This window comes from Haloferax sulfurifontis ATCC BAA-897 (assembly GCF_000337835.1).
Lineage (GTDB): Archaea > Halobacteriota > Halobacteria > Halobacteriales > Haloferacaceae > Haloferax > Haloferax denitrificans.
Genome location: NZ_AOLM01000003.1, coordinates 58,049 through 77,995 on the forward strand (window position 1 = coordinate 58,049; position 19,947 = coordinate 77,995).

20 protein-coding genes are annotated in these 19,947 nt (G+C 65.4%); 7 read left to right on the forward strand and 13 right to left on the reverse strand.

Annotation, left to right across the window (positions count from 1 at the left end):
- Nucleotides 1-65: 65 nt before the first annotated feature.
- Nucleotides 66-1,034, forward strand: a complete 969-nt coding sequence (locus tag C441_RS01125) for a sugar phosphate nucleotidyltransferase (protein ID WP_007273404.1) — start codon at nt 66-68, stop codon at nt 1,032-1,034.
- A 24-nt stretch (nt 1,035-1,058) separates the two neighbouring features.
- Here the strand turns inward: C441_RS01125 and C441_RS01130 are convergent, their stop codons facing one another.
- The 12 genes from C441_RS01130 to C441_RS01185 form a co-directional block, all read right to left on the reverse strand.
- Complete coding sequence (locus tag C441_RS01130) at nt 1,059-1,769, reverse strand: diphthine--ammonia ligase (protein ID WP_004970939.1); 711 nt, start codon at nt 1,767-1,769, stop codon at nt 1,059-1,061.
- Nucleotides 1,770-1,847: 78 nt separating this feature from the next.
- Nucleotides 1,848-2,801 (reverse strand): phosphoadenosine phosphosulfate reductase family protein, encoded by a 954-nt coding sequence (locus C441_RS01135; protein ID WP_007273405.1) that lies wholly within the window; start codon nt 2,799-2,801, stop codon nt 1,848-1,850.
- A 122-nt stretch (nt 2,802-2,923) separates the two neighbouring features.
- Nucleotides 2,924-3,901, reverse strand: coding sequence for a phosphoadenosine phosphosulfate reductase family protein (locus tag C441_RS01140; RefSeq protein ID WP_004970937.1), 978 nt, complete (start codon nt 3,899-3,901; stop codon nt 2,924-2,926).
- 137 nt (nt 3,902-4,038) lie between these two features.
- Nucleotides 4,039-4,605, reverse strand: coding sequence for a DUF7110 family protein (locus C441_RS01145; protein ID WP_004043858.1), 567 nt, complete (start codon nt 4,603-4,605; stop codon nt 4,039-4,041).
- A 168-nt stretch (nt 4,606-4,773) separates the two neighbouring features.
- Nucleotides 4,774-5,118, reverse strand: a complete 345-nt coding sequence (locus C441_RS01150; RefSeq protein ID WP_007273406.1) for a glutaredoxin family protein — start codon at nt 5,116-5,118, stop codon at nt 4,774-4,776.
- Nucleotides 5,119-5,203: 85 nt separating this feature from the next.
- On the reverse strand, nt 5,204-5,836 hold the full coding sequence (gene gfcR, locus C441_RS01155; protein ID WP_004970934.1) for a transcriptional regulator GfcR: 633 nt from the start codon (nt 5,834-5,836) through the stop codon (nt 5,204-5,206).
- The gene (locus C441_RS01160; RefSeq protein ID WP_007273407.1) at nt 5,833-6,906 is read right to left on the reverse strand and encodes a glucose 1-dehydrogenase; all 1,074 of its coding nucleotides are present in this window, start codon (nt 6,904-6,906) and stop codon (nt 5,833-5,835) included. Before C441_RS01160 ends, gfcR begins: the two co-directional genes overlap by 4 nt.
- A 325-nt stretch (nt 6,907-7,231) precedes the next feature.
- Nucleotides 7,232-8,623, reverse strand: coding sequence for an adenylosuccinate lyase (gene purB, locus C441_RS01165; RefSeq protein WP_007273408.1), 1,392 nt, complete (start codon nt 8,621-8,623; stop codon nt 7,232-7,234).
- A gap of 198 nt (nt 8,624-8,821) precedes the next feature.
- A complete protein-coding gene (locus C441_RS01170; RefSeq protein WP_007273409.1) occupies nt 8,822-9,955 on the reverse strand; it encodes a DUF5305 family protein in 1,134 nt (377 codons plus the stop codon).
- Nucleotides 9,948-10,247, reverse strand: coding sequence for a hypothetical protein (locus C441_RS01175; protein WP_007273410.1), 300 nt, complete (start codon nt 10,245-10,247; stop codon nt 9,948-9,950). The genes C441_RS01170 and C441_RS01175 overlap by 8 nt, the downstream gene beginning before the upstream one ends.
- Before the next feature lie 39 nt (nt 10,248-10,286).
- Entirely contained in the window at nt 10,287-10,913 is a 627-nt protein-coding gene (locus C441_RS01180) for a signal peptidase I (protein ID WP_083874830.1), read from the reverse strand.
- A 120-nt stretch (nt 10,914-11,033) separates the two neighbouring features.
- Nucleotides 11,034-11,696: a hypothetical protein gene (locus C441_RS01185; protein WP_007273412.1), complete on the reverse strand. Its 663-nt coding sequence runs from the start codon at nt 11,694-11,696 to the stop codon at nt 11,034-11,036.
- A gap of 367 nt (nt 11,697-12,063) precedes the next feature.
- Here C441_RS01185 and C441_RS01190 point away from each other — a divergent pair, with 367 nt between their 5' ends.
- The 6 genes from C441_RS01190 (at nt 12,064) to C441_RS01215 (ending at nt 19,016) form a co-directional block, all read left to right on the forward strand.
- On the forward strand, nt 12,064-12,696 hold the full coding sequence (locus C441_RS01190; RefSeq protein ID WP_007273413.1) for a DUF7344 domain-containing protein: 633 nt from the start codon (nt 12,064-12,066) through the stop codon (nt 12,694-12,696).
- Nucleotides 12,697-12,824: 128 nt separating this feature from the next.
- A complete protein-coding gene (purH, locus tag C441_RS01195) occupies nt 12,825-14,402 on the forward strand; it encodes a bifunctional phosphoribosylaminoimidazolecarboxamide formyltransferase/IMP cyclohydrolase (protein WP_007273414.1) in 1,578 nt (525 codons plus the stop codon).
- A gap of 317 nt (nt 14,403-14,719) precedes the next feature.
- Nucleotides 14,720-15,145: a universal stress protein gene (locus tag C441_RS01200; RefSeq protein WP_007273415.1), complete on the forward strand. Its 426-nt coding sequence runs from the start codon at nt 14,720-14,722 to the stop codon at nt 15,143-15,145.
- A gap of 159 nt (nt 15,146-15,304) precedes the next feature.
- A complete protein-coding gene (gene folP, locus C441_RS01205) occupies nt 15,305-17,818 on the forward strand; it encodes a dihydropteroate synthase (RefSeq protein ID WP_007273416.1) in 2,514 nt (837 codons plus the stop codon).
- A gap of 66 nt (nt 17,819-17,884) precedes the next feature.
- Nucleotides 17,885-18,637 (forward strand): NRDE family protein, encoded by a 753-nt coding sequence (locus tag C441_RS01210; RefSeq protein WP_007273417.1) that lies wholly within the window; start codon nt 17,885-17,887, stop codon nt 18,635-18,637.
- A 25-nt stretch (nt 18,638-18,662) separates the two neighbouring features.
- Nucleotides 18,663-19,016 carry a helix-turn-helix transcriptional regulator gene (locus C441_RS01215; RefSeq protein WP_004970927.1) on the forward strand — a complete coding sequence of 118 codons (354 nt, stop codon included), beginning with the start codon at nt 18,663-18,665 and terminating at the stop codon, nt 19,014-19,016.
- Between the two features lie 168 nt (nt 19,017-19,184).
- Here the strand turns inward: C441_RS01215 and psmA are convergent, their stop codons facing one another.
- Complete coding sequence (psmA, locus tag C441_RS01220) at nt 19,185-19,943, reverse strand: archaeal proteasome endopeptidase complex subunit alpha (protein ID WP_007273418.1); 759 nt, start codon at nt 19,941-19,943, stop codon at nt 19,185-19,187.
- Nucleotides 19,944-19,947 lie beyond the last annotated feature (4 nt).

Below are 19,947 nucleotides of genomic sequence, written 5' to 3' on the forward strand. Positions count from 1 at the left end.
CCAGAAATGTCAGCAATATAGAGAGGATGCAAAAAGGCCTTGTCCACGTGGCGGGATTTGAGGATATGAAGGCTGTCGTCCTTGCCGGTGGGTACGCGACGCGTCTGTGGCCGATTACCAAACACCGACCCAAGATGTTCTTGCCGGTCGGTGACCAGACGGTCATCGACACCATCTTCGAAGACCTGGAGGCCGACGACCGGGTCTCCGAGGTGTTCGTGAGCACGAACGAGCGCTTCGCCGACGCGTTCGAGGAGTACATCGACGAGTCGCCGTTCGAAAAACCGACGCTGTCGGTCGAAGACACGAGCGAAGAAGACGAGAAGTTCGGCGTCGTCGGCGCGCTCGCCCAACTCATCGACCGCGAGGAGGTCGACGAGGACCTCGTCGTCATCGCGGGCGACAACCTCATCAGCTTCGACGTGGCCGACTTCGTGGACTTCTTCTACGAGAAGAACGCGCCGTGTCTCGCCGCCTACGACGTGGGCGACAAAGAGCTCGCGAAGGCCTACGGCCTCGTCGAACTCGACGGCGACCGCGTCATCAACTTCCAGGAGAAGCCCGAAGATCCCAAGAGCACGCTCGTCTCCATCGCCTGCTACGCCATCCCGGCGGGCGACCTCCCCAAGTTCGACGAGTATCTCTCCGGCGACAACAACCCCGACGAGCCCGGCTGGTTCATGCAGTGGCTCCAGCAGAACGGCGACCTGTTCGCCTACACGTTCGACGAGGCGTGGTTCGACATCGGGACGCCCCAGAGCTACCTCGACGCCGTGGCGTGGTACCTCGGCGGCGAGAACTACATCCACGAGTCGGCGACGCTCACGAACACGGAGGTCGGAACCAACGTCCACGTCATGGCCGACGCGGTGGTCGAAGACTCCGTCCTCGAAGAGTCCGTGGTGTTCCCCGGGGCGGTCATCCGAAACGCGGAGCTCAAAAGCTCCATCGTCGACGAGGAGACCCACATCGATAGCCTCGACCTCTCGAACGCCCTCATCGGGGCGCACTCGCGGTTGACGAACGGGCAGTAACGCGGTCGCGCGGTTTCGTATTTCTTAGCCGAGGTACGCGTCGGTGATGCGGAGCCTGCCGTGGGTCCCCTCCCACTCCGTCTCGTACTCCAGTTCGATGGGTCGGTCCATGTGCGGACCGTCGGTGACGAGCGTCTCGAACTCGCCGCCCTCGCCGAGGATGTGGACGCCGTACCGCTCGTTGAGCGCCTCCAGTTCGTCGAGCGCGTCGGCGTCGAGCGTCCGGCCGAGCCACGACTCGTCGAGGCCGTGGGCCGCGACCTGAATGATGGTGATTTCGAAGCCCGCCGCGAGCATGGCGTCGCCGAGTTCGCGGGGGTCTTCCTGCCACAGCGGGGCGAACAGGTCGATTCCGAGGCGGTCGCACATCGCCTGAATCCGGTCGGTCTGGAACTCGCTTTCGATGGCCCCGGCGGTGACGCCCGCGAGGTCGATGTCGGACTGGAGGTCCGACAGCGCCGCTTCGAGGGGTTCGAGTTCGGCGTCGCCCTGCGCGCCGGAGTCGGCGGCGTCGGTCGCTTCGAGGTCGCCGGGGTGGACCTCCACGAGCTCGATGCCGGTGCTCTCGGCGGCGAGCGCGGCGAGGTCCGTCGCCGGCACGTGGTACATGTACGAGTCGTCGCTGGGGTGGACGGTCAGGAGGCGGGTGACGTTCAACCCCTCTTCGAGCGCGCGGTAGAGCGCCCACGAGGAGTCCTTTCCGCCGGAGAAGAGGCTGACCCACTCGGCTGTCATGGAGGCGATAACGTGTTGGGGGAGATAGGCGCTACGGTGTTCGCGCGGCGGCCCCGCGTCTGCGTGACTCGCGTGAGACTACATATACCCCAAATCGCGGAGCCGACCCATCAGGTCCTCTTTGTCCTGCGCGCGCCCCTCGCGTTCCGCGCTCGCGCCGAGGTCCTGCACCCACGCGGGGCGGTCGTCGGACTTCGCCGAGCCGGATTCGGTGCCGAGCGAGCGGTAGCCCTCGAAGTACTTCGGCGAGACGGGGAGGTCGGCGGGTTCGACACCGTCGGGAAGGTCGTCGATGGACGCGGGGACGTGACCGGCGGGGTAGCCCTCGACCGAGTCGGGGACGATGCACTCCCAGAACGCCGCCCACACGTCGGCTTCTTCGAACTGGAGGATGGAGTGGACGCGGTCGTGCGGCGGGTATTTCTCGGAATCGTGGCGGGGGCTGAAGAACGTCTCGTCGGCGCGAGACTCCTGTTCGTCCCAGCGGACGCCCGAGAAGACGCCGTCGAAACCGCGGTCTTCGAGGGTGTCGTTGAGCGCGACGGTCTTCAGCAAGTGGTTGCCCTCGAAGCTGTCGGCGTCGAGGACGACAGTCTCGCCCTCGTAGCCGAGGCGGGCGAGTTCGCGTCGGGTGTCGTCGCCGAGGTTCGAGACGGGAATCTCGTCGCCGGGTGACGCGCCGAGACGTGCGATGTCCTCGTTGCGGGCGACGACGAGGTCGAGGCCCCAGCGGTCGGCCCACTCGCGGACGAACGCCTCGGTCTCGTCGAAGTGCTCGAAGTGGTCGATGAAGACGACCGGCGGCACGGCGACGCCGGTGTCGTCGGCGACCTCGCGGACGACGTAGAGGACGAGCGTGGAGTCCTTCCCGCCGGTCCACATGACGGCCGGGCGCTCGTACTGTTCGAGCGCGGTCGCGGTCACCGCGGCCGCCTTCTCGAGTTTGTCCGCCAGCGTCGGGTAGTCCGCGGCGGTCTCCTCGCGGCCGTCGTCGTAGTCGACGTGGAGGTAGTCGGGAAACGAGAGGCTCATACGACAGGTGTCGCTCGCAGAGCATATCGCTGTTTCCGCTGTGGGACGGTCGCAGTCGCTCTCGAAGCGGGGCCGCGAAAAAGTGACCGCGTGGCGACGTTCGCGTTAGATATCGACCGTCGTCACATGTAGCCGAGGTCGCGCAGGCGCTCCATCAGGTCCTCTTTGTCCTGGGCGCGGCCCGCGCGCTCGGTCGTGTTCTCCATGTCCTGTAGCCACGCCGGTTCCTCGGCGGACTTGTCGGTCGAAACCTCGCTTCCGAGGCTCCGGAAGCCGGCGAAGTACTTCGGCGAGACGGGCACGTCCTCCTGCGTGACGCCCTCGGGGAGGTCGGTGTCGCTCGTCGGGACGTAGCCGTCTTCGGGGTAGTTCTCGACGGTGTCCGGGACCGCGAAGTACCAGAAGGCGTCCCAGACGGCGCTCTCCTCGAACTGGAGGATGGGTTGAATGCGGTCGTGCGGGGGGTAGATGTCGGGGTCGTGACGGGGGCTGAAGAACGTCTCGTCGGCGCGGGCCTCCTGTTCGTCCCAGCGGACGCCGGAGATGACGCCGTCGATGTCGTACTCCTCGAGGGTGTCGTTGAGCGCGACGGTCTTCAGCAGGTGGTTGCCGACGTAGGTGTCGAGCAGGAAGGGGAACGTGTCCTCCTCGTACTCGAGGATGTTGCGGATGTGGTGCTGGTTGTGCTCGGAGAGTTCGGAAACCGGGATGTCGTCGCCGGGTTCGAGGCCGTTCTCGTCGACGTACGCGCCGACGTCCTCGTTGCGCGCCCAGATGACGTCGAGGTCCCACTCGTCGGCCCAGTGCTCGACGAAGTCCATGATCTCGTCGAAGTGCTGGTAGTGGTCGATGAAGACCGCCGGCGGGACGTCGAGGTCGTAGCGCTCCGCGACCTCCTTGATGAAGTAGAGCGTGAGCGTCGAGTCCTTGCCGCCAGTCCACATCACGGCGGGGTTCTCGTACTGTTCGAGGCCCTGCTTCGTGACCTCGATGGCCTTCTCGATTTTGTCCTCGATACTCGGGTAGTCCTCCGGCGTCTCTCCCTCGCCGTCGGTGTAGTCGACGTCGAGGTAATCCGGGAAGGCTTCGGCTTCCGACATGGTGTGTAATTACATCTAATTAGGCAGTGTAAATGCTTTTTGCCCGAGAAGTCGCGTGCGCCGTGATACCGCCGAACACGATTTGGGCCGCTGGCTCACGTGATTCGGCGGTGACGAGATGGGGAGATACGACGCGGTTAGGAGATGAACTTGTTGTCGCGCCAGTTGATTCCGCTGTCCGAGGAACCGTTCTGCTGTGGGTTCTCGACGACTTCGACGGAGGCGGCACGCACCTCGCCCTCGACGATGCGCGTCGCCTGCAGTTCGTCGCTCTCCTCGGTGATTGCGGTCAGCGTTCCCTTCTCCGAGAGCATCGCGATCTCCCGGAGGACGAGGAACATCGGGTACTGGAGCGCCGTGTTCTGGAGCACGGTTTCGAGGTCGCCTTTGAAGCAGGCGAACTCGACGAGCTCGGAGGGAATCTCCTCTTCTTCTTCATCTCCCCAGTTGGGCGCTCCCGCTCGGGGGGGCTCTTCTTCGTAGACGCGGTTTTCCGTCACGCTCGCTTTCAACTGGGCCGTCGGCGTGTACTTGCTGAGGTTGTCGTCGGCGGAGACGGCTTTGATGATGAGGGTGTTGTTTCGGCGGGTGATGTCTACGTTCTCGACCTCAGGCGGCAGTTCTGGGTCGTTTTCGAAGTAGTCCATCACGTCTTCGAGTGGCAGTTCCAACGTCGAATGGAGTCGATATACGCGGCCTGACATTGTTGGCTTCGGTATCGACGAGAGCCACGGTGCGGGCGCACCCGGATGGCGATACCTGTGTGCATGTACGAGTTCGAGGCTTATATGGCCTCCCCTTCTCGTTAGCCGAAAGATACAAAGTCGCCGTCCGGCCGCGGTCGGGCGGTCTGTCGGGGGCGCTCCCGGCGGTCAGTTCGCGCCGGTCAGCGTCGCTTCGAGTTCGCCGCGCTCGTCGAGCTCTTCGAGGATGTCACTGCCGCCGACGAACTCGCCGTCGACGAACGTCTGCGGGATGGTCTCCCAGTCGCTTTTCTCCTTGAGCGCCTCGCGGTAGTGCGGGAGCGCGGGCAGTACGTCCACGGTCTCGAACTCGTCGACGTACTGGGAGATGAGGTCGACCGCCTTCGCGGAGTAGCCGCACTGCGGCATCAGGCGGTTGCCCTTCATGAACAGGACGACGCGGTTGTCCGCGACGGCCTCGTCGACGCGGGTCTGCACTTCTTCGGGGTCCAAACTCTCCGGTTGGAACGTCATGCACCCAGCTAGCGGCCGGGCGGACAAAGGAGTTGCGTCGCGGTCGGGTCGGGAACCGACGACCCGCGCCGACCGAGACGGCGGGTTACTGCTCGCCGACGCGGACGACGTTGATGAGCGAGTGGACGGGGACGCCGTCTATCTCTTCGACGCCCTGCTTGTCGACGATGACCACGCACGCGAGCGGCTCGCCGCCCTCGGAGCGGATGGCGTCGATGGTCTCGCGGAGGGTCGTGCCGCTCGTCACCGTGTCGTCGACGATGAAGCAGTCGCGGCCCTCGACGGGCGAGAAGTTCCGGGAGAAGCCGCCGCCGAGGTCTTCGAGGTCGCCTTCGTCCCACTGGTGTTTCGCGGGCGAGTACGCGCCGAGCGTCGTTTCGAGTTCGCGCGAGACGGAGGTGGCGAGGGGGACGCCCGCCTTCTCGATGCCGACGGTCACGTCGGCCTCGCCGTTCGTCTCCATGAGCAGATCGGCGAGCGCGCGCCCGACGTAGGTGAGGCGCTTGCCGCCGCTCCCGATGGCGTTCCAGTCGACGTGGATGTCGTCGGGGCCGTCGGGCTCCGCACGGGGCTCGGGTTCGGTCGCCGCGCCGCTTCGTTCGACAAGCCAGCTGGCCGTCTCGCGGGAGACGTTCAACTCGTCGGCAATCTCGCCTTTCGAGAGGCCGCGGTCCGCGAGCTCAGCCGCGCTGGCGATGAGGTCGTCGACGTTCTTCATACAGTACCGAATTCGATGGCGGTTTTTATAGTGGTGTCGTCGTCTTCGAATGCTGCTTCGAACTCCGAAAGCGGGTGGACGCCGGTGACCAAATCGCGGAGGAACCACCGGGGAAGCTTGGTGAACGTCACGGTCGCGGCCTCGAAGTGCTTGACGTGGGAGTTGACGCTTCCGACGAGCGCCTTGTTGTGGAGCACCATCTCGCGGTGGAACGCGCCGGCGTCGACCTCGAACTTCCAGTCGCTCGGGACGCCGAGGAGCGCGGCGACGCCGTTGGGCGCGAGCGCCTGCACCGACTGGATGGCGTGTTTGGGGAAGCCGGTCGCCTCGTAGATGAAGTCCATGCCCTCGTGTGCGGTCGGAACCTCCCCGACCGGCGTCTCGCGGGAGTCGACGTACGTCGCGCCGAGTCTCTCGATGATGTCGATAGTCGGGTCGGGGCGGTCGCGCCGACCGAGGCAGTAGAGGTTCTCGTAGCCCTTGTCGTCGGCTCTCAGCATGGCGAGCGTCAGGAGCCCGAGGCTCCCGTTGCCGAGGACGAGCGCCGACGAGGGGTTCCAGTCGAACGCGGACCGACTCGCGTAGGCGTGCTCGCGCGCCTTCTCGGTGATGGAGATGGGTTCGATGAGGAAGCCGAGGTCGGCCTGCGAGCGCGGGATGCGAACGAGGTAGTTCGAGGGGCTGGTGAAGTACTCGGACATGAAGCCGTGCGCGCCGACGATACCGCGTTCGGCGTACATCCCGTCGGGAGCCATGTCGGGTTGATTCTTCTCGAAGTACTCGTTGGTCCCCGACGCCGGCGGGCGGCGGACCGTCGGCACGACGATGTCGCCTTCCTCCAGTTCGGTGTCGTTCGGGTCGACGACGACGCCGACCGCCTCGTGGCCGAGCACGAGGTGGTCTTCGCCCTCGGGGAACCCGCCGTGACCGCCGGCGATGACCTCGTGGTCCGTCCCGTCCACGCCGACCCGAAGCGTCCGGACGAGCGCCTCCCCGGCGTCGGGTTCCGGTCGCGGCTTCTCGATGACGACCGGCTTGTCTTCCCCGCGCTCGACGGCGATTGCTTTCATACACCCACCAACGCACCACCCCACCAAAAGACTTATTCTATGATGAGTAAATAATTTAGCCACGGTGAGCGCCCAGCGTCGTCACACCAGCCCATGACGCACCGCATCGCGCGGACCAGCCTGTCCAGCCCACCCGTGCCGGCGCTCTCCGAACCCGTGCCCGAACCGCGCCGAGGCCGATATCCCGTGCCCGTCGGCCTCTGAGGCGGATTCGGGTTTCTCCTGACGGTCGCTCCGCTCAGCGACGCGTTCGACCGACTCCGAAAAGAAAGCGTGTCGATTCGGCAGATGGATGGCCCGACGGCTCGACGGCCCGGCCGACCGCTCAGTTGTCGATGTCGTCGACGAGTTCGTCCGCGAGGCCGACGTACGTCGCGGGCGTGAGCGCGAGCAGTTCCTCGCGGGTGTCCTCGTCCACGTCGAGGTCCGCAAACAGGTCGTGGAAGTCGCCGAGGGTCACCTCGCGGCCGCGGGTGAGCTCCTTCACCCGCTCGTAGGCCTGCGTATCGCCCTCGCGGCGGAGAATCGTCTGGACGGCCTCGCCGATGATGGCGGGCGTGTCGTCGAGTTCGTCGCGCATGACCTGCTCGTTCGGGACGACCTTGCCGAGGCCGGTCTGGGTCTTCTTGTAGCCGATGAGGCAGTGGGCGAACGCCGCGCCGACGTTGCGCTTGACCGTGGAGTCCGAGAGGTCGCGCTGGAGGCGCGAGGTCGTCACGTAGTCGGCGAGGAACGTCAGGTCGGCGTTCGCCTTCGAGAGGTTGCCCTCGGAGTTCTCGAAGTCGATGGGGTTGACCTTGTGCGGCATCGTCGACGAGCCGGTCTCGCCCTCGACGGCCTCCTGTCCGAGGTAGCGGTCGGAGACGTACAGCCACGCGTCGCGGTCGAGGTCGACGAGGACGTTGTTGACGCCGCGGACGGCGTCGAACAGCGCCGCGAGGTCGTCGCAGGGGTTGACCTGCGTGGCGAGCGCGGTGTGGTCGAGGCCGAGCGACCCGACGAACTCGCGGGAGAACGCCCGCCAGTCCACGTCGGGGTAGGCGGCGACGTGGGCCGCGTAGACGCCCGACGCGCCCGCGAGCTTGCCGGCGAGGTCGTCGGTCGCGGCCTCGACGCGGGCGAGCGTCCGGCCGAGGCGGGCGGCGTAGACGGCCATCTCCTTGCCGAACGTCGTCGGCGTCGCGGGCTGACCGTGGGTGCGCGCGAGCATGGGAACGTCGCGGAACTCCCGCGCGAGCGAGACGAGTTCGTCGCGGGTGTCACGGAGTTCGGGCACGAGCACCTCCTCGACCGCGCCTTTCACCATGAGGCGCTGGGCGAGGTTGTTCACGTCCTCGGAGGTGAGGCCGAAGTGAATCCACGGGTGGACCGACTCGTCGGTCTCGGTGCGGATGAAGTACTCGACGGCCTTCACGTCGTGGTTCGTCGCCGAGAAGCCTTCCGCGCCCTCGACTTCGAGCCGCTTCACGAGGTCGGCGTCGTCGGCGTCGAACTCCTCGTAGAGCGCCCGGAGGTCGGCGCGCTCGTCCTCGTCGAACGAAAGCGGCGTCGCGTCGAGGTCGGCGAGCGCGAGGAGGTACTCCACTTCGACTTCCACGCGGGCGCGCATGAGCGCGGCCTCGCTCACGTGCGGCGCGAGAGGTGCGGTTCGAGAGGCGTATCGCCCGTCGAGCGGGGACACCGCGTACAGCGGGTCGTGCCGGTCGGCGTCGGTCATGTCTGAGCCGTCACGATGGGGGAGGTTAAACGCCGGGGGTTCGTCTCTTGAGAAGATACACGGACGTGAGCATCACACGGGCGATTTTCGGATAACTGCCGCGATGATGTACACGTACACGGTTATCTTGGTGTGACGTGCTGTACCGTGGTCGCAGTGATGGGTGCGGAGGGTTTCCGCCCCTCCGTCAGCTATCGGTCAGGGACCGCTGTCGGCTTCTTCGGTGTCGTCGTCGTCAGCGTCGTCAACGTCCTCGCCCGCCCCAGCGTGAGGTTGTTCGGGAACATGGCTGTAGATGATGTCTCCGTCGACGACGTGGAACCCACCGCACACGTCGTCTTCGATGACTCTCGAATTCGAATCGACGGCGACGTCGACGAGTCCGTCGAGAGTTTCGACTTCGATTACCGGGTTCTCTCGAATCGTCTCGGGTATCCTCCCGCGGGAAATCCACTCGTCGTTGGCGGCTCTCTTCTCGATACTGTCCAGCCGGTCTCGTTCGCTGGCGGTCAGCGGTGGGAAGCGCATCAGCCGCCCGACAGCTACTGAAAGCAGACCGAGTCCACCGAACGCCAGTAACGCGACACTTCCGACTCGACGGAGTAGTCCGCGTTGCGGTTCTGTCTCGATGGTCCCGACGAAGTCGAACTGTTTCGGAGGCGTCTCACCCGTTATCCTGAACGTCTTGTCACCCGGATACTCCCCGAATAGTTTGTAGTCTATCGTCTCGTCGACTCTCTTTCCATCGACAGTCCCGCTGACGTGTGTTCTGACGATGATAGTCGCCTCGACCCGTCCGGGGGCAGTGCCGAGGTCGTCCTGCACACGAGCGGCGTGCCGGGCGGTCTCGTTGACGTCGAACGGGAATCTGAGCTGTGCGGATTCACCGGGGTTGAGCGACGTCACACGTTTTTCGCCGAGTGACTCCGTCTGACTCCAGTACTCGATGCGCCCCTGCTCGACGCGTCCCGTCTGGTTGAGTCGGATGAAGGCGTTCATCTCCACGTCCACGTCCCCCTCGGTCGCGTCTCGATAGCGGTACGTGAACGTCTGGCCGATGTCGTCGATGATGTGGGGAAAGTACACCGACCGGTTCTCTAATACCGTTCCGTTATCGTAGAGCGTACTGCTGTTCGTCACGATGGCGGTATGAGAAAAATCGCCACTGGACGTCCACGAATCGACGACTGCCTCTTGTGTCTGCACCGGTGGCGAAACGTGGGTCGTATACGTGGTCCACCCGCCGACCACCGTGAGGACGACGAACCCGATAATCAAGACCGTCTGCCACTTGTCGAGGAACGCGCGACGCCGAAGGTTCGTTTCAGACATCTATCCCGATGCTCCACTGTAGCTTCGTTTCGGTCGAATCCGGCGCAGGCGTGCAGTCTGTGTCCGTCTGTTCTTCCGCCGTCGCGGTCGTTTGACTCTCTGAGTCCGTGTCCGCGGAGTCACACGTTTCGAGAGTTTCGGCATCGGTCTCGGTGACACCGAAATCGCTTCCGGCGCTCACCGTGCCGGTTATCTCCTCTGTATCTTCTAACGTCGCCCCCGTGAACTGTCCCCCAACGGCGACTGCCCCGAGGAGGACGACCCCCACTATGAATATCCGTCTCATTTTCATGGTTTTCCCTCACAGATTTGACCGACCTCTATCGCGTTCTCATCGGTTCCGATTCCGTTCGCCACGTTCGAGACGGGCGGCTCTGTCCGTTTGTCCGGTCACCGCGACGAGTTCTCTGACCTCTGAGAGGACGAGCACCGACGCCGGGAGTACGACGACAATCGCCACCCACATTCGACTCGATCGCTCGGCAAAGAGGAAGACCTGTCCGACTACTGGAACAGCAAAGACCACGCGCCCGACCACGTCGTCGCCTTGCACCGGGACGACGTCCGGCTCTTCGTTCGCGTCGCCTTTGGTCGTGAACGTCGTGGATTCCCCCGCGTGGTTCACGCCGACGACTCGGTGCGTCGTTCTGCCCGCCGCGTTTCTCATCCCCGCTTGACCAGTGTCGTTGAACGTGATGACGTCTCCTTCCTCGATGTGTTCTGGCCGGACAGATTCGACCACGACGACGTCACCGGGGTTGTACGTCGGAACCATGCTCGAAGAGAGGACGACGAAGTTGTGGAGTCCACCGGCGATAGCCGTGGTCCCGATCACGACGAACGGCAGTGTGACGAGGAGGACGGCGACAGCGACAGCGACCCTAGTCTTTTTCGACCCGGAGGTCTGTCTGTCACGTCTCCGGTCCGTTCGCCCACGATTCCGTCGCTTAGGACGCATCACGTCACCACCTTCGACGTCTCCGGTCAGACACTTGGTTATAGTATGTGTAACGCCCGGGACAGGATCCGTCTGCAGAGAGTTTCATTAGGAAAAATATGAGTCGCGGTCGCCGCCCGATTAGCTCGACGCGTCGGTCTCGCCTTTGACCTGAATCTTGAGATTCAGCTGGTCGAGCATCGCCTGGTTGTTCTGGGGGTGGTTCTGGAACGTGAATCTGAGCGTGAACTCGTACTCGTTGTCGCCTGGGCGGAGGTGCGGGTCGATGCGCCGGCACTTCCAGCCCTGGTTTTGAATGTCGCGAATGTTCCCCTTGAACCATCTGTACTCTGGTCCGCCGCCGACCGGGTTCAGACGGCCTTCGACCACGAGGAACTTGTCGAGCTCACCACCGTTACCACTGTCTTTGTCAGTCTCCGGTTCTGGAACTCCGTCTTCGAGGTCGTCCATGATGTCGATATTGTAACAGAGCGCCTCGATGTCGATGGCGGAGTCCAGCTGATTCGGCGGGTCGTTCTTGAGCGTGTACGTCTTAGCTCGCGTCTCACCGGGCTCCATCCCTTTGAGCGTGAAATCGTCAGGAACCGGAGAGCCAGATGCGACTAAGTCGATCTGGCCGGACTTGACGCGCCCCGGGTTGTCTTCGTTCGTCAGGTCTTCGACGTCCGTGAATTCGGCCATCGTCCCCATCCCTGCGACGGCGCTGACTGCGCCGATAGTCGTGAGTCCACTGAGCACCTTGCGGCGCGTCAGGTCGAGCTTGCCTCGGTCTTTCTTTGGCATGTTTTCGTTTGTCGTCTTGTGGTCTGCGTTGGTTTGCTTCCGATGCCCCGTACACGCCTTCTCTCGTCGAATTCTGCCTTTGCATCCTCCGACGCGATTCTGAGCGAGTGTACACCTCGACCCATTACCTATCACTTTGTAGTTATGTACTAATCAACATGTTTGGGTGACTGTATTGTAGATCAAAAGAGACATATTCGGAGTTTAGAACGTCGTTAATCCGGGATTCTCGGGGGTACCTCGTCTCAATCTGCCGATTACTGCCGTGGCTAGTCGTCACGTCGCTGACGACCCCGTTCGTAAGGGCATAACTAATGAGACATCTCTCGAATGCCGCTCTGCGAGTACATACCGACACTATCTGAAAATGGATCGGATCATGAAGTTGCGAAACATCTCCCGACGCGGCAGAGGCGAGAGGGCTCGAGAGCCGAGTTTGTCGCGGAGCGAGGCGTTCGACGTGCTCAGCAATCAACGTCGACGGTTCGTCCTTCACATACTGAAGCAACGAGAGAACTCGGTGTATCTCAGGGAGATCGCGGAGCAAGTCGCCGCGTGGGAGTCCGGTAAACAGGTCGAAGCGGTCACTGCAACGGAGCGAAACCGGGTCCAGACCGCACTGTTGCAGTTTCACCTTCCCAGGATGGAAGACATCGACGTCGTGGAGTACGACCCGAGGCGGAAACGAGTCGGACTGGCTGAACGGGGCAGAGACGTCGACATCTATCTCTCGGTGGTTCAGAAAGACGACATTCCCTGGGGACCAGTGTATCTGTGGGTCACTGGAATCACGGTTGGTGTGCTCCTCACGTCGAGTGTCGGTATTCCTCCCGGCACGTTCGTGCCGTACGACGTTTGGCTCGTGATGTTCGTACTGGCGATTGGGTTGGTGTCGACCGTACACACTTACCAGAATTACTTTCAGATGCGTCTCGGTACGACAGAGAGACCTCCCGAACTCGAGAGAGAACACACGGAGGAGCGAGACCGGCTCACGTGACGTAATGCACAAACGAGCCCAAATAACCGGTTATCGGGGAGTCGATACGACAATATAATACACGTACCTGTCTATTTTCCCGACCAAGGACCGCAACCACTTTGAGGGCCGCGGGTCGCCATTCTCACATGGTCACCATCGCCGGTCTCGCGAGCAACCGCGGACGAAACCTGCGCAACGTCGCCGACCGCGCCCCCGGCGGGGCGGAACTCGGCGTCGTCGTCTCGAACCGCGCCGACGCGCCCGTCGTCGACTGGGCTGACGAACACGGCATCCCCAGCGAGGTCGTCGAACGCGGCGACGACGAGTCCCGCGAGTCCCACGAGGAGCGCATCCTCGACGCTCTCGCGGACTACGACTTCGATATCGTCTGTCTCGACGGCTACATGCGCGTGCTCACCTCGACGTTCCTCGACGCCGCGCCGACGACGCTCAACGTCCACCCGTCGCTCCTTCCCGCGTTCCCCGGCATGGACGCCCACGAGCAGGTCCTCGACGCCGGCGTCAAGACGACCGGCTGTACGGTCCACGTCGTCAACGAGGAGGTCGACGCCGGCCCCATCGTGACGCAGGAGGCCGTCCCGGTGTACACCGACGACGACGCGGACGACCTCAAATCGCGCGTCCTCTACGACGCCGAGTTCAAGGCCTACCCGCGCGCAGTCCGCTGGTTCGCCGAGGGCCGCGTGACGGTCGAAGACGATTCCGTCACCGTCGAGGGCGACGTGGACGCCGGCCTCCCCGAGCGCCGCGTCACCTCCGAGGACCGCTACGACGAACTCCGCTACGGCGAGAACCCCCATCAGGACGCCGCCGTCTACGTGGACGAGACGTGCGACGAGGCGTCGGTCGTCGGCGCGCCCCAGCTCAACGAGGGCGCGAAGGGCCTGTCGTACAACAACTACAACGACGCCGACGGTGCACTCAACATCATCAAGGAGTTCGACGAACCCGCCGCGGCGGTCATCAAGCACACGAACCCCGCCGGCTGTGCCACCGCCGACACGCTCGCTGAAGCCTACGCCGACGCCCTCGCCACCGACCCGATGAGCGCCTTCGGCGGCATCGTCGCGCTCAACCGCGAGTGCGACGCCGAGACGGCCGAACTCATCGTCGACTCGTTCAAGGAAGTCGTCGTCGCGCCCGGCTACACCGACGACGCGCTCGACGTGCTCACCGAGAAGAAGAACCTCCGCGTCCTCGACGTGGGCGAACTCGGCGAGCGCACCGAAACCTACACCGAGAAGGCGCTCGTCGGCGGCCGGCTCGTTCAGGAGCGCGACCTCTGGACGCCGACGCTCGACGACCTCGAAGTCGTCACCGAGACCGAACCGACCGACGAGCAGTTGGAGACGATGCTGTTCGCGTGGAAGGTCCTGAAGCACGTGAAGTCCAACGGGATTCTCTTCGCCAAGGGAACCGAGACGGTCGGCGTCGGCATGGGGCAGGTCTCCCGCGTCGACGCGGTCGAACTCGCCGCGATGAAGGCCGAGGAACACGCCGAGGGAAAGGACGCGCAGGGTGCCGTCATGGCCTCCGACGCGTTCTTCCCGTTCCCGGACGGCGTGGAGAAGGCGGCCGACGCGGGCATCGAGGCGGTCATCCAGCCCGGCGGGTCGGTGAACGACGAGGAAGTCATCGAGGCGTGCGACGAGCGCGGGATTGCGATGGTCTTCACCGGCCAGCGGTGTTTCCGTCACGATTAGTGACGGAAACTCGTGGCCGCGCGTAGCGCGGACACGGTGCTTTAGGCACGACTGAGCGAAGCGAAAGAGAGCCTAAAGCTCGAAGCACGACCGAAGGGAGTGCTTCGGTGCTTCCGCCACGACTGAACAGCGTGAAGAAGTGACGGAAGTCAGCGAGACGAGCGGTGCGAGTCTCGCGCGATTTGAGACACGACTGAACGAAGCGAGGGAACGTCCGTCTCCTGTTCTCAGAACCTCGCTTTCTTCACGGCCCGTCCGTTCCCACGACCTAACACCGACGGTGTCCCTTCAAGTGTCGGCGAGGCGAACACAGAGATATGTACGAACACATCCTAGTGCCGACCGACGGGAGCGAGGGGACGATGCAGGCAATCGAGCACGCGCTCGAACTCGCCGGGGCGGAGTCGACGATTCACGTGCTGTCGGTCGTCGACCAGCGGGTGTACCTCGCCGCCGGCGGCGACCAACAGGACGCCGTCATCCAGTCGCTCCGCGACGACGCGGTCGATGCGGTCGAGCGGTGCGCCGCGAAGTGCGAGGGCAAGACCGCGGCGACGACGGCGGTTCGAGACGGCGTCCCGCACAAGGTCATCCTCGACTACGCCGACGAACACGGCGTCGACGTGGTCGTGATGGGGACCCACGGGCGGACCGGCCGCGACAAGCTCACCTCGCTCGGGAGCGTCACCGAGCGCGTCATCGAGAACGCCAAGCGCCCGGTGCTCGTCGTCCACATCGACTGAACTGGGCGCGTCAGAGGCGCTTCGATGACGGACTGCGGCGCTCGCGGAGCGTCGCCGACAACTCCCGCCGCCGCGGTTGGTCTGCCCAGCGACCGCCGACCTGTCGCAGGCGTGACGTCGAGCGTTAGGCCTAAGCCCACCGTCCGGTTTCTCACGCGTATGGAGTACCACGAGGCGGTGAACTTCCTTTTCGACCTCCGGCGGTTTCAGGTCAAGCCGGGGACCGAGTCGATTCGGCGGTTGCTCTCTCACCTCGGCAACCCCCACGAAGACGTGTCGTTCGTGCAGGTCGCGGGGTCGAACGGCAAAGGAAGCACCGCCCGGATGGTCGACGCGATACTGCGCGAGTCGGGCGCGCACGTCGGCCTGTACACCTCGCCGCACTTCGACGACGTGCGGGAGCGAATCCGCGTCGACGGCCGGAAGGTTCCGAAGTCCGCGCTGTCGGCGTTCGTGGCCGAAGCCAAGCCGTTCCTCGTCGAGCGCGCCGCCGACGGCGAGCCGCTGACCTTCTTCGAGACCGTCACCGCCCTGGCGCTGTGGTACTTCGACCGCGCGGGCGTCGACGTGGCGGTCCTCGAAGTCGGGATGGGCGGCGAACTCGACGCGACGAGCGCCGTCGACCCGGTCGCGAGCGCCGTCACCAACGTCTCGCTCGAACACACCGCCGTCCTCGGCGACACCGTCGCGGAAATCGCGAAGACGAAAGCCGCCGTCGCGCCCGCCGACGCGCCGCTCGTGACCGGGGCGACCGGCGAGGCGCTGTCGGTCATCCGCGAGGAGGCCGGCGACGTGCTGACCGTCGGCGACGCCGACTCAGACGCCGACGTTCGCGCCTCCTACGGCGGCCGCGTCAACCACCAAGAGGCCGCCGTCACCGTCGAGACCGACGCCGAGACGCTCGACGTTCGAATCCCGCTTTTGGGCGCGTATCAGGCGCGAAACGCCGGCATCGCCGTCTCGCTCGCCCGGCAGGTCCGCCCCGACATCGGCGCGGAGGCGATTCACCGCGGCCTCCGAAACGCCCACTGGCCGGGTCGGTTCGAGGTCATGGGCACGGAGCCGACGGTCGTCCTCGACGGCGCGCACAACCCCGACGCCTGCGCGCAGGTCGCCACCGTCCTCGACGAGTTCGACTACGACGACCTCCACCTCGTCTACGGCGCGATGCACGACAAGGACCACCGCGAGATGGTCGGGGCGCTCCCGGAGGTGGCGTCGGTCGTCACCTGCAAGGCGGACATCTCGCGGGGCGAGGCCCCCGAGATTCTGTCGTCCGTCTTCGAGCGACTCGACGGCCCCGAAGTTGAGACCGGCGGCGCGGTCGCCTCGGCGCTCGACCGGGCGCGCGCCCGCGCCGACCCCGACGACTGCGTGCTCGTCGTCGGCTCGCTGTACGTCGTCGCCGAGGCCCGCACGACGTGGACGCGGGCGGTCGTCCCGAAGGCCCACCGCACGCTCGACGACGCCCGCCGGACGCTCGAACGCGCGAACGTCGCGGACGCCGCCGAACGGAGCGAGCGCGCGAAGCGGGCGGTCAACCGAACGGTCCACACCCGCGTCCAGCGCCGGCAGGCCCGGATACTCCGCGAGGAACTGCTGTCGGTCGGCGGCGACTGCGCCGTCTCGGGCCACGAGTTCGGCGGGGAACTCGTCGACGTGGTTCTGACCGGGACGCTCAACCAGTTCGAGCGCCTGACGGCGGGCCTCGAAGCCCGGCCGTACGCGCTCGCGGGCGTCGCCGAGGAGATTCGCGGGACGCTCGACATCGGGGCGGCCGACGCCGGCGAAGACGACGAGGGCGGCGACGCGAGCGACGCCGGCCGCGACGAAGCCGGCGACTACCCGTGGGACGACGGCACGGCCGTCATGGGCATCCTGAACGTGACGCCGAACAGCTTCCACGACGGCGGGGAGTTCTACGACATCGACGACGCCGTCGAGCAGGCGCGGGCGATGGTCGACGCCGGCGTGGACATCATCGACGTGGGCGGCGAGAGCACCCGCCCCGGCGCGGCCGAGGTGCCCGTCGACGAGGAGATTCGCCGCGTCGCGCCCGTCATCGAGGCCATCGCCGACCTCAACGTGCTCGTGTCGGTAGACACCCGGAAGGCCGCGGTCGGCGAGGCCGCTCTCGACGCCGGCGCGGACATCCTCAACGACGTGACCGGCCTCGAAGACCCCGAGATGCGCTTCCTCGCGGCCGAGCGCGACGCGCCGGTAATCGTGATGCACAGCATCGACGCGCCGGTCGACCCGTCCCGCGAGGTCGACTACGACGACGTGGTCGAGGACGTCATCGACGAGCTGACCGAACTGGTGTTGCTCGCCGAGAAGGCGGGCATCCCGCGGCGGAACATAATCGTCGACCCCGGCCTCGGCTTCGGGAAGTCGAAGGCCGAGAACTTCGAACTCCTCGGGCGCACCGACGAGTTCGCCGCGCTCGGCTGTCCGATTCTCGTCGGCCACTCCCACAAGTCGATGTTCTCGCTCGTCGGCGAGAAGCCGGGCGACAACCTCGCGGCGACCGTCGCGGGCACGGCCATCGCCGCCGACCGCGGGGCCGACATCGTCCGCGTCCACGACGTGCCGGAGAACGTCGCCGCCGTGAACGTCGCGCTCGCCTCGCGCGACCCGAGTCGGTTCGAAGACGACGCGGAACGCGAAGACTGAGACCCGACGCGCCGGGCGTCGGGGTGAGACCGATGTTTTTCTGCGCCGGGCGTCTACTCTCTCCTCGTGTGCACACTCATCCTCGCGTGGCAGGTGTTCGAAGCCGCGCCGGTCGTCGTCGCCGCCAACCGCGACGAACTCCTCGGCAGGCCCGCCGAACCGCCCCGGCGGTGGGAAAACGGCGACGGTCCCGCAGTCGTCGCTCCGCGAGATGCCGAGGCTGGCGGCACGTGGGTCGGTTACAACGACGCGGGCGTCTTCGTCGGCATCACCAACCGCTGGGTCGAGGTTTCGGGCGGCGGCGAGCGCTCTCGCGGTTACCTCGTCCGCGACGCGCTCCGTCGCGAGACCGCCGAGGACGCCGCCCGGTTCGTCGAGCGCGCGGTCGACGAGCACGTCTACGACGGCTTCAATCTCGTCGTCGCCGACGAGAACGCCGCGCTGTTCTTCGAGTGGGACGGCAGTCTGTCGGTTCGGAACTTCGACCCCGGCGTCCGCGTCGTCGTCAACGTCGGGACGCCCGACTCGTGGTTCGTCCCCGAGCGACGCCCCGAGGTGGGCGAACGGCAGGCCGACAACGCCCGGCGGCTAGAGGAGGCGCTTCAGCCCGAGCCGAGCGAGTCGGTGGGCGCGTGGCGCGAGCGGGCGAAGGCCGCGCTCGGCGACCACGACTTCGGCGTCTGCGTCCACGACTCGGAGGGTCGGTTCGGCACGCGCTCGTCGTCGGTCATCACGCTCGGCGAGGCGGAATTCGCGTACGAATTCGCCGACGGCCCGCCGTGTCAGACCGCCTTCGAACCGGTCGAACGTCAGGATTAAACCGCTCGCACGACGTGTACGTGGTATGAGCGCGAGCGAAGCCGAGCAAGACCTTTCTTCCGACGAGCGCGCGGGACTGGAACTCATCCGCGAGTCGGGCGGCATCCACCAGAGCGACTTCTGGAAAGAACTCGACATCTCCTCCCGGAAGGGGAGTCGCATCGCCGAGGTGCTGGAGTCGCTCGGTCTCATCAAGCGGACCGAGACGGTCTACAACGGCCACACCACCTACTACCTCGAACCGGCCGCGCGCGACCTCGACTTCGCGATGCTGATGGCGGGCGACATGCTCTCGCCGCTCATCGGCGAAGAGGAGATTAACGCCAACAGCAACGCCTTCTCGCAGTGGCTCATGAACCTCGCCTACGAGGAGTACTGAGCCGCCTGCGGTCTCTCTCCGCGGCCCGATAGCCGACCGTTTTCCAGATTCTGTTTCCGTTTTCCGTTCCCGCCTCGTCGTTCCGACCGCGAGCGACGCGGTCGCTCGCCGGACGGGGGTCGGAGAAGAACGCGCGGGAACCGAGAACCGAGAACCGCGGGACGCGGCTTACTCTTCGGTCTGTTCGTCGTCCTCGGTCGCCAGCAGGTCGTTGGCTTCGAGGTAGCTCTCGATTTCGTCGTTAGACAGTTCGACGAAGCGCTCGAACTCCGCGGAGACGGTCGCCACGTCGACGCCGTCGGGGGCGGTGCCCTCGTCGCTGGTCGAGGCGATGGCTTCGAGCGCGAGTTCGATGCCCTCGTCGAGGCTCAGGTCGTCGCGGAAGTTCTCTTCGAGGTGCTCTTGGTGGTCGCCGCGGTCCGCCCCGATGGAGACGGCCTTCCACTCGTAGGGGGTCCCCGAGGGGTCCGTCTCGTAGAGGCGGGGCGTGCCGTTTTCGACGCCGCCGATGAGGAGTGCGACGCCGAACGGGCGCGCGCCGCCGACCTGCGTGTACTGCTGGATGTGGTCGGTGACTTCCTTGGTCAGCGTCTCGATGCCGATGGGTTCGCCGTAGCGGAGGCGGTTGACCTGCGACTGGCGGCGGGCGAAGTCGATGAGCTGGCGGGCGTCGGCGACGTGGCCGGCGCTCGCGATGCCGATGTGGTCGTCCGCCTTGTGAATCTTCTCGACGCTCGTCGGTTCCATCAGCGGCGAGCGAGAGCGCTTGTCCGCCGCGAGGACGACGCCCTCGGGCGTTCGCACGCCGATGCTCGCGGTGCCGCGCTTGACGGCCTCGCGAGCGTATTCGACCTGATAGAGTCGACCATCCGGCGAGAAGATCGTAATCCCGCGGTCGTACGCCTGTTGTTGCGCTTGTCCCTGCATGGAA

Excerpts from the sequence above, each read along its gene's own strand:
- C441_RS01125 (WP_007273404.1), top strand. The coding sequence starts at position 66 with ATGAAGGCTGTCGTCCTTGCCGGTGGGTACGCGACGCGTCTGTGGCCG.
- C441_RS01130 (WP_004970939.1), bottom strand. The coding sequence starts at position 1,769 with ATGACAGCCGAGTGGGTCAGCCTCTTCTCCGGCGGAAAGGACTCCTCG.
- C441_RS01135 (WP_007273405.1), bottom strand. The coding sequence starts at position 2,801 with ATGAGCCTCTCGTTTCCCGACTACCTCCACGTCGACTACGACGACGGC.
- C441_RS01140 (WP_004970937.1), bottom strand. The coding sequence starts at position 3,901 with ATGTCGGAAGCCGAAGCCTTCCCGGATTACCTCGACGTCGACTACACC.
- C441_RS01145 (WP_004043858.1), bottom strand. The coding sequence starts at position 4,605 with ATGTCAGGCCGCGTATATCGACTCCATTCGACGTTGGAACTGCCACTC.
- C441_RS01150 (WP_007273406.1), bottom strand. The coding sequence starts at position 5,118 with ATGACGTTCCAACCGGAGAGTTTGGACCCCGAAGAAGTGCAGACCCGC.
- gfcR (WP_004970934.1), bottom strand. The coding sequence starts at position 5,836 with ATGAAGAACGTCGACGACCTCATCGCCAGCGCGGCTGAGCTCGCGGAC.
- C441_RS01160 (WP_007273407.1), bottom strand. The coding sequence starts at position 6,906 with ATGAAAGCAATCGCCGTCGAGCGCGGGGAAGACAAGCCGGTCGTCATC.
- purB (WP_007273408.1), bottom strand. The coding sequence starts at position 8,623 with ATGACCGACGCCGACCGGCACGACCCGCTGTACGCGGTGTCCCCGCTC.
- C441_RS01170 (WP_007273409.1), bottom strand. The coding sequence starts at position 9,955 with ATGTCTGAAACGAACCTTCGGCGTCGCGCGTTCCTCGACAAGTGGCAG.
- C441_RS01175 (WP_007273410.1), bottom strand. The coding sequence starts at position 10,247 with ATGAAAATGAGACGGATATTCATAGTGGGGGTCGTCCTCCTCGGGGCA.
- C441_RS01180 (WP_083874830.1), bottom strand. The coding sequence starts at position 10,913 with ATGCGTCCTAAGCGACGGAATCGTGGGCGAACGGACCGGAGACGTGAC.
- C441_RS01185 (WP_007273412.1), bottom strand. The coding sequence starts at position 11,696 with ATGCCAAAGAAAGACCGAGGCAAGCTCGACCTGACGCGCCGCAAGGTG.
- C441_RS01190 (WP_007273413.1), top strand. The coding sequence starts at position 12,064 with ATGGATCGGATCATGAAGTTGCGAAACATCTCCCGACGCGGCAGAGGC.
- purH (WP_007273414.1), top strand. The coding sequence starts at position 12,825 with ATGGTCACCATCGCCGGTCTCGCGAGCAACCGCGGACGAAACCTGCGC.
- C441_RS01200 (WP_007273415.1), top strand. The coding sequence starts at position 14,720 with ATGTACGAACACATCCTAGTGCCGACCGACGGGAGCGAGGGGACGATG.
- folP (WP_007273416.1), top strand. The coding sequence starts at position 15,305 with ATGGAGTACCACGAGGCGGTGAACTTCCTTTTCGACCTCCGGCGGTTT.
- C441_RS01215 (WP_004970927.1), top strand. The coding sequence starts at position 18,663 with ATGAGCGCGAGCGAAGCCGAGCAAGACCTTTCTTCCGACGAGCGCGCG.
- psmA (WP_007273418.1), bottom strand. The coding sequence starts at position 19,943 with ATGCAGGGACAAGCGCAACAACAGGCGTACGACCGCGGGATTACGATC.